The sequence below is a fragment of the Brenneria populi genome, assembly GCF_036016195.1.
Classification (GTDB): domain Bacteria; phylum Pseudomonadota; class Gammaproteobacteria; order Enterobacterales; family Enterobacteriaceae; genus Brenneria; species Brenneria populi.
In genome coordinates this window covers 12,340-24,428 of sequence record NZ_JAYWTM010000009.1, presented here as the reverse complement: position 1 = coordinate 24,428, position 12,089 = coordinate 12,340, and the positions used below count along the sequence as shown (strand labels likewise).

General features: G+C 56.4%; 9 protein-coding genes. 5 read left to right on the top strand and 4 right to left on the bottom strand.

From position 1 onward, the window contains the following. Positions 1-88 precede the first annotated feature (88 nt). Together VSX58_RS11750 and VSX58_RS11745 are read left to right on the top strand one after the other, a co-directional pair. Complete coding sequence (locus tag VSX58_RS11750; protein ID WP_327618247.1) at positions 89-1,477, top strand: uracil-xanthine permease family protein; 1,389 nt, start codon at positions 89-91, stop codon at positions 1,475-1,477. Positions 1,478-1,633: 156 nt separating this feature from the next. Next, entirely contained in the window at positions 1,634-3,328 is a 1,695-nt protein-coding gene (locus VSX58_RS11745) for an AsmA family protein (protein WP_327618246.1), read from the top strand. Between the two features lie 27 nt (positions 3,329-3,355). Here VSX58_RS11745 and fabY read toward each other — a convergent pair whose 3' ends face one another. From fabY to typA, 4 genes are all read right to left on the bottom strand, one after another. Continuing rightward, positions 3,356-4,297 (bottom strand): fatty acid biosynthesis protein FabY, encoded by a 942-nt coding sequence (gene fabY / locus VSX58_RS11740; protein ID WP_327618245.1) that lies wholly within the window; start codon positions 4,295-4,297, stop codon positions 3,356-3,358. Between the two features lie 71 nt (positions 4,298-4,368). Continuing rightward, on the bottom strand, positions 4,369-4,806 hold the full coding sequence (gene dtd, locus VSX58_RS11735; protein WP_327615316.1) for a D-aminoacyl-tRNA deacylase: 438 nt from the start codon (positions 4,804-4,806) through the stop codon (positions 4,369-4,371). Between the two features lie 66 nt (positions 4,807-4,872). Beyond that, entirely contained in the window at positions 4,873-5,484 is a 612-nt protein-coding gene (yihX, locus tag VSX58_RS11730; protein WP_327618244.1) for a glucose-1-phosphatase, read from the bottom strand. 154 nt (positions 5,485-5,638) lie between these two features. Further along, positions 5,639-7,453 (bottom strand): ribosome-dependent GTPase TypA, encoded by a 1,815-nt coding sequence (gene typA, locus VSX58_RS11725; protein ID WP_327618243.1) that lies wholly within the window; start codon positions 7,451-7,453, stop codon positions 5,639-5,641. 369 nt (positions 7,454-7,822) lie between these two features. Here typA and glnA point away from each other — a divergent pair, with 369 nt between their 5' ends. The 3 genes from glnA (at position 7,823) to glnG (ending at position 11,992) form a co-directional block, all read left to right on the top strand. Further along, on the top strand, positions 7,823-9,232 hold the full coding sequence (gene glnA, locus VSX58_RS11720) for a glutamate--ammonia ligase (RefSeq protein WP_327618242.1): 1,410 nt from the start codon (positions 7,823-7,825) through the stop codon (positions 9,230-9,232). Positions 9,233-9,521: 289 nt separating this feature from the next. Then, positions 9,522-10,571: a nitrogen regulation protein NR(II) gene (glnL, locus tag VSX58_RS11715; protein WP_327618241.1), complete on the top strand. Its 1,050-nt coding sequence runs from the start codon at positions 9,522-9,524 to the stop codon at positions 10,569-10,571. Between the two features lie 8 nt (positions 10,572-10,579). Beyond that, complete coding sequence (gene glnG / locus VSX58_RS11710) at positions 10,580-11,992, top strand: nitrogen regulation protein NR(I) (protein ID WP_327615321.1); 1,413 nt, start codon at positions 10,580-10,582, stop codon at positions 11,990-11,992. Positions 11,993-12,089 lie beyond the last annotated feature (97 nt).

The following is a 12,089-nucleotide window of genomic DNA, read 5'->3' as shown; positions in this document are numbered from 1 at the left end:
TCCTATTAGACGCCGTCGCCGCAAACGATTGCTTTTACCCGTAAGCGCATTAAAATGCCCTCTTTGTCGTTTTGGAACGCCCGCTATTATGACTACCACCACGGATACTCCCCAGCAGAAAACCTCCGCCGCCGCGCGCGGCAGCGAATTGATCTACCGTCTGGAAGACAGGCCGCCGCTGGCGCAAACCCTGTTTGCCGCCAGCCAACATCTGCTGGCGATGTTCGTCGCGGTCATTACCCCGGCCCTGCTGATCTGCCAGGCGCTGGGCCTGCCGGCGCAAGATACGCAGCATATCATCAGCATGTCGCTGTTCGCCTCCGGCCTGGCCTCGATACTGCAGATAAAGACCTGGGGCCCGGTGGGCTCGGGCCTATTGTCCATTCAGGGCACCAGTTTTAACTTCGTTACCCCGCTAATCATGGGCGGACTGGCACTGAAAAACGGCGGCGCCGACGTTCCCACCATGATGGCGGCGCTGTTCGGCACCCTGATGTTCGCCTCCTGCACCGAAATCATTCTCTCCCGTTTCCTGCACCTGGCCCGCCGCATCATTACGCCGCTGGTTTCGGGGATTGTGGTGATGATTATCGGCCTGTCGCTGATTCAGGTCGGCCTGACCTCCATCGGCGGCGGCTATGCCGCCATGAACAGCCATACCTTCGGCGCCCCGAAAAACCTACTGCTGGCCGGGATCGTGCTGTTGGTGATCATTCTGCTCAACCGTCAGCGCAATCCTTATCTGCGCGTCGCCTCGCTGGTGATTGCCATGGCCGTCGGCTATCTGGGCGCCTGGCTGATGGGAATGCTGCCAGCCGGCGCGCCGGCGGAGCAGTCTGCGTTAATTATGGTACCGACGCCGCTCTATTACGGCCTGGGCTTTGACTGGAACCTGCTCATCCCGCTGATGCTGGTCTTTATGGTGACCTCGCTGGAAACCATCGGCGATATCACCGCGACGTCGGACGTCTCGGAGCAGCCGGTCAGCGGCCCCCTGTACATGAAACGGCTGAAAGGCGGCGTGCTGGCGAATGGGCTGAACTCCTGCCTATCCGCCGTGTTCAATACGTTTCCCAACTCCTGCTTCGGGCAAAACAATGGCGTCATTCAGCTTACCGGCGTCGCCAGCCGCTACGTCGGCTTTGTGGTGGCGTTGATGCTGATCGTGCTGGGCCTGTTCCCTGCCGTCAGCGGTTTCGTGCAGCACATTCCGGAGCCGGTGCTCGGCGGCGCCACCATCGTCATGTTCGGCACCATCGCCGCCTCCGGCGTGCGTATTGTCTCCCGTGAGCCGCTGAACCGCCGCGCCATCATGATTATCGCCCTCTCCCTGGCCGTAGGGCTGGGCGTTTCCCAGCAGCCGCTGATTCTGCAGTTTGCGCCCGACTGGATAAAGACGCTGCTCTCTTCCGGCATCGCCGCCGGCGGTATTACGGCGATCGTGCTGAATCTGGTATTCCCACACGACGAAAAATAATAACCGACAGCAATAATTTCTGAAACGGGTGATAAAAGCGACCGCCGATGCAACAGCGGTCGCTTTTTACTGTCTGTAACGGCATTATCTGTTGAGCCGTTAAGGTAATTGCGGCATAAAAACAGATACCCCTGACGTTTGGCATGGACTGACACGATGAAATTTCTCGGGAAATTATTGCTGACCCTACTGCTGCTGGCGCTGCTGGCGCTGGTTATATTGTATGTATTACTGCAAACCACCTGGGCTTCGGTCCGGATCGGCAATTGGGTAAATCAAAACACCGGTTACCGGCTCTCCCTGGGAAAAATCGACCACCGCTGGTCCGAACCCGATCGTATTCTGCTGCAAGACGTCGTTTTTGGTCATAAGAATCAGCCGCCGACGCTCACCGCCAAACAAATTGCCGCCGGGCTCAGCGTTCGCCAGATAACCGAACCGCGCCATTTTGCCAGTCTGGAGCTTGCCGGGGGAACCCTCAATCTGTCGCCATCCGCCGCCACACTGCCGATTGAAGCCGATGTGTTGCAACTGCGCGCCATGGCGCTTCAGGCTCAGGACGATAACTGGCACTTAAACGGTCAGCAGGTTAACGGTGGGATCGCGCCCTGGCAGCCGCAAGAGGGGTATTTATTAGGCAAGGAGGGGCGCTTCCAGCTTAGCGCCCGCTCGCTGCGGCTCAACGATGTCCCCGCCAGTCAGGTATTGGTGCAAGGCGAAATTAATCACAGCCAGCTCGTCTTGAACAATTTCGGCGCCGACGTGGCGCAGGGCCAGTTAACCGGCAACGCCAGGCGGGCGGAAAACGGCGGCTGGCAAATCGACAATCTGCGCCTGAGCAAAGTTCGTTTGCAAACGCCCAAAACCATGCGGGAATTCTGGCAACCGATCGCCGCGTTACCCTCCGTCGCCGTTTCGCGTTTTGATTTGATCGATGCCCGCATCGAAGGGCCGGGGTGGGCGTTTATCGATCTCGACGTTACCTTGCAAAACGTGACGTTCAAACAGGACGACTGGCAAAGCGATGACGGCGAGCTGTCGTTCAACGCCACCGACATCGTTAACGGCGATATGCACCTGATCGACCCCATCGTTAATCTGGCGCTTTCCCCGCACGGCGTTGATATCAAACAGTTCACCACCCGCTGGGAAGGGGGATTATTGCGCACCAACGGCAATTGGCAACGCGACAATCACCGTCTGCAGCTGAATGAATTGGTGGTGGCGGGCATGGAATACACGCTGCCGGGCGACTGGATCCGCCGCTGGCAAACCGCCCTACCGGCCTGGCTGGCGGAGGTAACCGTCAAAAAATTCACCGCCAACCGCAATCTGCTGATTGATATCAACCCTGATTTCCCCTTCCAGATTACCGCGCTGGACGGATACGGCAGCGATCTGCGCCTGGCCCGCAATCATCAGTGGGGAGTCTGGGCCGGCTCGCTGAATTTGAACGCCAGCGACGCCACCTTCAACAAGGTCGATATCCGCCGGCCGTCATTGGCGTTAACCGCCGATGACCGCCAAATCGCCCTTACCGACCTCAGCGCCTTTACGCAAAACGGCCTGCTGGAAGCCAAAGCCGCGATCGCCCAGCAGCCCGGTCGGGCGTTTTCCCTGACCCTGAACGGACGCTCCGTCCCCGCGGATATTCTGACCCGCTGGGGCTGGCCGGCTCCGGCGCTTACGCCGTCAGGCGACGCGAATCTGCAATTGCAGCTGAACGGGCGACTGGCGGCCGATACGCCGTTGAAACCGACGCTAAACGGCTCGCTGCAGGGCGGCGACCACAACGGGCAGCCGATCGGACAGCAGATACGCCAGGGCGTCGCCACGGAAACGTCGCCGTAAACAGCCGACGCGGGAACGGCGGCGTTACTATTTTATTGCCGAGTCGTCCGGCTCCAGCGGCTCGTCCGGCCTTGCCGGCAGTACGATATAGACGCCCTCGAACAGCGAGCCTTTTTTGTCGTCCCCGAACAGCTCCACGTTCAATTGCACCCTGGCTTTGCGCCCGCGCGCCAGACGATCCAGATCGCCGCTCAGCGAGCCGAGATCGGCGACGGCGCTCGGCCGGCCGGCGATCGGCGTACTGTAGCGGATATGCGCGTCGGCCAGAATAATCGTGCCGCCTAAATGCCTCTCCCGCAGCAACAGCCAGATCAATCCCCACCCCGTTAGGGTGGCAAGAGAAAACATGCTGCCGGCGAACAGGGTATGGTGCGGGTTCTGATTGCCGGTTTCCGGCATGGTGGTGATAAATTTCTGCCCGGTATACTGGCTGATGCGCACGCCCATCTTTTCGCTCAACGGAATGCGCTCATACCAGGCCTGCTGTAGCTGCCCGCACCAATCGGGCCGATGCAGAATATCATCCAGCGTTTCAACCGGTTTAATCATCAAAAAATGTCGTATCGGCGTGGTTTGCGGGGCGGTAATCTCGCCCTGATTGACAAACCCCAGTTTGGCGAAAAACTCCATCGCATCTTCGCGGGCGCTGCACACCACGCGTTTTACCCCTTCCTGCCGCGCCACCGACTCCAGCGCGATCGCCAGCAGCGTGCCCAGCCCTTTCCCCCGGACGTCGGGATGAACCGCCAGAAAGCGGATCGAGGCTTCATTATCCGCATTAATAGACAGCCGGCCTATCGCCACCAGCCGACCCTGTTCATCCACCACCGTTTGATGATGCGCCAAGGCATCATAGGCATCGCGCTCGGACCCCAGCGGCTGGCGCAGCGGCTTACGCAGCATCTCCCAACGGAATTGATAGTACGCATCGAGTTCTTCTGCGGTTTGCGGTACTCTCAGGTGATACATAAACATGCCTCATTAAAAGAGTGACGGGGCCTTTATTTTCAAATAGTTAAATATATAAACCGGGTGATTTTTTATACCTGCAGCCAGAATGTCACCGGACCATCGTTAACCAAAGCCACTTTCATATCCGCCGCAAAACGTCCGGTTTCAGTGCGGATATCCCGCTCGCGGCACTGTTCGACAAAATATTGATAAAGACGATCGGCCTGCGCCGGATGCGCGCCGCGGGAAAAGCTGGGACGCATTCCCTTCTGGGTATCGGCCGCCAGCGTAAACTGCGATACCACCAGTACGCTTCCCCCGATTTGATGAACATTAAGGTTCATTTTGTCATTGTCATCGCTGAATATGCGATAACCGAGAACCCGCTCACAAAGACGCGCCGCTTTTTGCTCGTCGTCGCCTTGCTCTACGCCCAGCAACACCAGCAGCCCGGCTCCGATTTCCCCGACGATAGCGCCGTCTACGCTAACGCTAGCGCTGGAAACCCGCTGAATTAACGCGATCATCGAATGTTACAGCTCCTGCTTTCATTATTCTTCTGGCGGTAACTTGCCGCCACCCCGTGGGTTGATTTACTTACTGACGCCGGCGGCAAGCGCCGCGAAAAAATCCGGCACCGTCTGACGATCTTCAACCAGAATGCTGCGGATGCCCAGCGCCTGCGCGGCGGCGACGTTAGCGGAATTATCATCAAAGAAGATAGCCCGATCGGACGTAACCCCCTCTTGCGCTAAAACATATTGATAGATGGCCGCTTCCGGCTTCCGCGCCCCGATATCCTGTGAGAGATAGAGACGGTCGGCCGCCTCTTCTACCTCCGGGAACAAGACCGGCCAATGCGCGCAGTGCAGGCGATTGGTGTTGGAAAGGATCACCGCCCGGTGCCCCTCTTTACGCAGTCGATGCATGATATCGATGACTTCGGGCCGCAGCTCGACGAAAATAGCCTGCCAGCCGGCGGTGAACTGCTCAAAGCTTAGCGAGATACGCATCTCATGGCATAAACGTTCGGCGAACTCTTCATCGCTGATTTCGCCACGCTCATGCCGTTCAAAGGTTTCCCCCATCACGAACCGCTCTTTCAGCGTGGCCAAGGGCGCGCTGCTCAACTTGCTCCATACGCCCAATACACGGTTGAAATCAATATCAATGACGACATTGCCCAAATCAAAGATATAAAGCATGGCATTTTCCTTCTGCTGTAACCGTAGGATTTTCACTGTAACGGGAAATGGCAAAACAGAACAGAGGGAGTTCAAAGCGAAGTGCGTCAGATAAAATTCAGGGCGCCCTAAGGCGCCCTGTCATATGAAAAACCAGCTGAAAAATTAACCGTTTTTAACCACCGCGGTTCGCGCGGCGACGATCGTTTTCCGTCAGATGGCGTTTACGAATACGAACCGACAGCGGCGTCACCTCAACCAGTTCGTCGTCATCGATAAACTCCAGCGCCTGTTCCAGCGACATTTTGATCGGCGGAACCAGCACGGTGGCTTCATCGGTACCGGACGCGCGCATGTTGGTCAGTTTCTTACCGGTCAGACAGTTTACCGTCAGATCGTTGGAACGGGAGTGAATGCCGATGATCTGGCCTTCATACACTTCCGCGCCGTGACCCAGGAACAGTTTACCGCGATCTTGCAGGCCGAACAGCGCAAACGCCACGGCTTTACCCTGGCCGTTGGAGATCAGAACGCCGTTCTGACGCTGGCCGATATCGCCCGGACGCACGTCATCATAGTGGCTGAACGTGGAGTACAGCAGGCCGGTGCCGGACGTCATGGTCATGAATTCGGTACGGAAGCCGATCAGGCCGCGCGCCGGGATCAGGTAATCCAAACGGATACGTCCTTTGCCGTCCGGAACCATGTTTTTCACATCGCCCTTGCGCTCGCCCATGGCTTGCATCACGGCGCCCTGATGCTGTTCTTCAATATCCAGCGTCACGTTTTCAAACGGTTCCTGATTGCGGCCGTCGATAACGCGGTTGATAACTTTCGGACGGGATACCGCAAGCTCAAACCCTTCGCGGCGCATATTCTCAATCAGTACCGACAGGTGCAGCTCGCCGCGTCCGGACACGCGGAACGCATCCGCATCTTCCGTCTCTTCAACGCGCAGCGCAACGTTGTGAACCAGCTCTTTGCGTAAACGGTCAAGAATTTGGCGAGACGTCACAAACTTCCCTTCTTTACCGCAGAACGGCGAGGTATTGACGCAGAAGAACATGGTTACCGTCGGCTCATCGACGCTCAGCGCCGGCAGCGCTTCAACCGTATTGGGATCGCAGATGGTATCGGAGATGTTCAGTTCGCCCAGGCCGGTGATGGCGATGATATCGCCCGCTTCCGCCAGCGTGCTCTCAATACGTTCCAGACCCATGTGGCCCAGGACCTTGCCGACCTTACCGTTGCGGGTTTTCCCTTCGCTGTCGATAATCGTCACCTGCTGGTTCGGTTTGACCACGCCGCGCTTGATGCGACCAATCCCGATAACGCCGACATAGCTGTTGTAGTCCAACTGGGAAATCTGCATCTGCAAAGGACCGTCGCGATCCACTTTCGGCGCGTCGACATGTTTGACGATCGCTTCGAACAGCGGCGTCATATCGTCGGCCATATCGTTATGATCCAGACCGGCGATACCGTTTAATGCGGAAGCATAAACAATAGGGAAATCCAGCTGTTCATCGGTTGCATCCAGGTTCACGAACAGGTCGAACACCTGATCGACAACCCAATCGGGACGCGCACCGGGACGGTCGACCTTGTTGATTACCACGATCGGCTTCAGACCATTGGCAAAAGCTTTTTTGGTCACGAAACGCGTCTGCGGCATCGGCCCATCCATTGCGTCAACGACTAACAGCACCGAGTCCACCATCGACATTACACGCTCAACCTCGCCGCCGAAATCGGCGTGTCCGGGGGTATCCACGATGTTAATGCGGTAGTCTTTCCAGTTAATGGCGGTATTTTTGGCGAGAATGGTTATTCCACGTTCTTTCTCCAAATCATTGGAGTCCATTACACGTTCGGTTGCTTCAGTACGTTCTCCGAAAGTTCCGGATTGTTGCAACAACTTATCGACCAGGGTGGTTTTCCCATGGTCAACGTGCGCAATAATGGCGATGTTACGCAAATTTTCGATCACAGCTTTGCCTCAGGCATTTAGAAATAGCGCGCTATTGTACACGTATTAATCGAGAGACTAAACAAGATCACAAGCATCAATCATAAACAACCTGATACTGCTTACTTTGTGATCCCTTTCACGGTGCAAAAACGCTACAAGTGAGGGTGATAGCACCATTATAGTGCAATAACTCACGGACAAAGCACCATTTTGGTGCTACAAGCTATAATGGTGCAGGCGTTCTGCGGGGAGAAAGCCCCGGACGGCAACACATAGCACTAATTTAAAAAGTTGGCACACTTTTAGCTTTAGTCTACTCACGGTAACAACATCAATCTACAACGATATTCGTTCCACGACGATAAATGACAATCGGGAGAACCAAGTATGTCCGCAGAACACGTTTTGGCGATGCTGAATGAACATGATGTGAAGTTCGTTGATTTACGCTTCACTGATACCAAAGGCAAAGAACAGCACGTCACCATTCCAGCTCATCAAGTTGACGCCGACTTCTTCGAAGAAGGCAAAATGTTTGATGGTTCTTCGATTGGCGGCTGGAAAGGCATTAACGAATCCGACATGGTATTAATGCCGGACGCCAGCACCGCAGTCCTCGACCCTTTCTATGAAGAAAGCACGCTGATCGTTCGCTGCGACATTCTGGAGCCGGGCACCATGCAGGGCTATGACCGCGACCCGCGTTCCATCTCCAAACGCGCCGAAGATTTTCTGCGCTCTTCCGGCATCGCCGACACCGTGCTGTTTGGGCCGGAACCTGAATTCTTCCTGTTTGACGACGTTCGCTTCGGCAGCAGCATCTCCGGTTCCCACATCGCTATCGACGACATCGAAGGCGCATGGAACTCCGACAAAGAGTACGAAGGCGGCAACAAAGGCCATCGCCCGGCGGTGAAAGGCGGTTACTTCCCGGTTCCTCCGGTCGATTCATCGCAGGACATCCGTTCCACCATGTGTCTGACCCTGGAAGAGATGGGTCTGGTGGTCGAAGCGCATCACCACGAAGTCGCCACGGCCGGTCAGAACGAAATTGCCACCCGTTTCAACACCATGACCAAAAAAGCCGACGAAATTCAGATTTACAAATACGTCGTGCATAACGTCGCTCACGCATTCGGCAAAACCGCGACCTTCATGCCGAAACCTATGTTCGGCGACAACGGTTCCGGCATGCACTGCCATATGTCCCTGTCCAAAGACGGCGTTAACCTGTTCTCTGGCGACAAGTACGGCGGCCTGTCTGAAACCGCGCTGTTCTACATCGGCGGCGTCATCAAACACGCCAAGGCCATCAATGCGCTGGCTAACCCGACCACCAACTCATACAAACGTCTGGTCCCGGGCTACGAAGCGCCGGTTATGCTGGCCTACTCCGCCCGTAACCGTTCCGCTTCCATCCGTATTCCGGTAGTGGCCAGCCCGAAAGCGCGCCGTATCGAAGTCCGCTTCCCGGATCCGGCTGCCAACCCATACCTGGCCTTCTCGGCGCTGCTGATGGCCGGTCTGGACGGAGTCATCAACAAGATCCACCCTGGCGACGCCATGGACAAAAATCTGTACGATCTGCCGCCGGAAGAAGCGAAAGAAATTCCACAGGTTGCAGGATCTCTGGAAGAAGCGCTGAACGCGCTGGATGCGGATCGTGAATTCCTGACCCGCGGCGGCGTATTCACCGACGACACGATCGACGCTTACATCGAACTGCGTAAAGCAGAAAATGACCGCGTGCGCATGACGCCGCATCCGGTTGAGTTTGAACTGTATTACAGCGTTTAATTCACCATGCGGTGAGACGGTAGCCTGCTCGCGCTGACGTTCAGGCTACCGACGAATTGAATTGGTCGTTTTTATTGATGTTTTGTCTTTTTTGACGGGCTATCCATGCCCGTCATCCCAATAGGGGCCGTCGCGGCGCGACGTTAAAATTTTTCCCGAAAATTTTTTGTTGCCGTGGAAACTTTTCAGCCCATCTCATGATGGGCTTTTTTCTCCACGGACGCTGAAGTTGCTACACCATATCCATCATCAACAATACATGCACTCATGGGGTGCGGGAGTCTGCGTTATGGCAACAGGCACGCTGCCCGATGCTGGGCAGATCCTAAATTCTTTAATAAACAGTATCTTGTTATTGGATAACGATCTGGCTATTCATTATTCCAACCCGGCGGCGCAACAACTACTGGCCCAGAGCTCGCGTAAATTATCAGGGACCCCGCTGCCGGATTTACTGGGATACTTTTCTCTGAATATAGATTTGATGCGTGAAAGTCTGGATTCAGGGCAAGGTTTTACCGATAACGAAGTCACCATCGTGGTAGACGGTAAAGCGCACATTATGTCGCTTACGGCCCAGCGTATGCCCAATAGTTTTATTCTGCTGGAAATGGCGCCGATGGATAACCAACGCCGCCTGAGCCAGGAGCAGCTCCAACAGGCGCAGCAACAGGCCGCCCGCGATTTGGTCAGGGGATTGGCCCACGAAATTAAAAACCCGCTTGGCGGGTTACGCGGGGCCGCGCAGCTGCTCTCGAAAGCATTGCCGGACCCGGCGTTGACCGAATATACCAAAGTGATTATCGAACAGGCGGATCGCCTGCGTAATCTGGTTGACCGACTGCTTGGCCCGCAGCAGCCCGGCCTGCATGTCACGCAAAGTATTCATCAGGTGGCGGAACGCGTATGCCAGCTGGTTTCGCTGGAGAAGCCGGACAATGTCATGCTGGTGAAAGATTACGATCCCAGCCTGCCGGAACTCACTCACGACCCGGATCAGATAGAACAGGTTTTGCTGAACATTACGCGTAACGCCCTGCAGGCGTTAGGAAAAAAAGGCGGCACCATTACCTTGCGCACCCGAACCGCGTTTCAGCTCACCCTGCACGGCGTACGCTATCGCCTTGCGGCGCGCATTGATATTGAAGATGACGGCCCCGGCGTGCCGGCCCAGCTACAGGATACGCTGTTCTATCCTATGGTAAGCGGACGCGAAGGCGGCACCGGTCTGGGATTATCGATCGCACGCAGCCTTATCGATCAACACTCCGGTAAAATTGAATTTAACAGTTGGCCAGGCCATACCGAATTTTCGGTTTACCTGCCCATTCGCCAGTGAGGTTCACAATGCAACGAGGGATAGTCTGGATTGTCGATGACGATAGCTCCATCCGTTGGGTGCTCGAACGCGCGCTCACTGGCGCCGGCTTAACCTGCGCCACTTTCGATAACGGGAATCAGGTGCTGCACGCCCTGGCGACGCAAACGCCGGACGTGCTGCTGTCCGATATCCGTATGCCGGGAATGGACGGGCTGGCGTTATTGCAGCAAATAAAACAACGGCATCCGATGCTGCCGGTCATCATTATGACCGCGCACTCCGATCTTGACGCCGCGGTCAGCGCTTATCAGCAGGGCGCGTTTGATTATCTACCCAAACCTTTTGATATCGATGAAGCGGTCGCCTTGGTCGAACGCGCCATCAGCCACTATCTGGAGCAGCAGCAGCCCGTTCGCAACCAGCCGATGAACGGTCCGACAACGGACATCATCGGCGAAGCGCCGGCGATGCAGGACGTATTTCGCATTATCGGCCGTCTTTCACGCTCTTCCATCAGCGTATTGATCAACGGCGAATCAGGGACCGGCAAGGAGCTGGTGGCGCACGCCTTACACCGCCACAGCCCGCGCGCCAAAGCCCCTTTTATCGCGTTGAACATGGCGGCGATTCCCAAAGATCTGATCGAATCGGAATTGTTCGGCCATGAGAAGGGCGCCTTTACCGGCGCCAATCAAATCCGTCAGGGGCGGTTTGAGCAAGCGGACGGCGGCACCCTGTTTCTTGATGAAATCGGCGATATGCCGCTGGACGTACAGACGCGTCTGCTGCGCGTATTGGCCGACGGCCAGTTCTACCGGGTCGGAGGCTATGCCGCGGTAAAAGTGGATGTGCGGATCATTGCCGCGACCCACCAGAACCTGGAGCTGCGGGTGCAGGAAGGCAAATTTCGTGAAGACCTGTTTCACCGCCTGAACGTTATTCGCGTCCATCTGCCGCCGCTGCGCGAACGGCGGGAAGATATTCCCCGGCTCGCGCGCTACTTCCTGCAGGCGACCGCCAAAGAGCTGGGGGTTGAACCGAAAAACCTTCATCCGGAAACGGAAACCGCGCTCACCAGGCTGCCGTGGCCTGGCAACGTACGCCAGCTGGAGAATACCTGCCGCTGGTTGACCGTGATGGCCGCCGGTCAGGAAGTATTAATTCAGGATTTACCCCCTGAGCTTTTTGAAACAACGGCGCCCGACGCCACGGTGCATATGCTGCCGGATAGCTGGGCGACCCTGCTGGCGCAGTGGGCGGACAGAGCGCTGCGCTCCGGTCATCAAAACCTGCTGGCGGAGGCTCAGCCGGAGATGGAAAGAACGCTGCTGACCACGGCGCTACGGCACACGCAGGGCCATAAACAGGAAGCGGCGCGCCTGCTGGGCTGGGGCAGAAACACCCTAACGCGGAAGTTGAAAGAGCTGGGCATGGAGTAACCGAGGCTGCATTTTTATGCAGCTTTTAACCCGCATATCGGCAAACGGCATCCAGATTCGCCGGACGACGATAATCCGGCTGCCGTAATTGGTAACA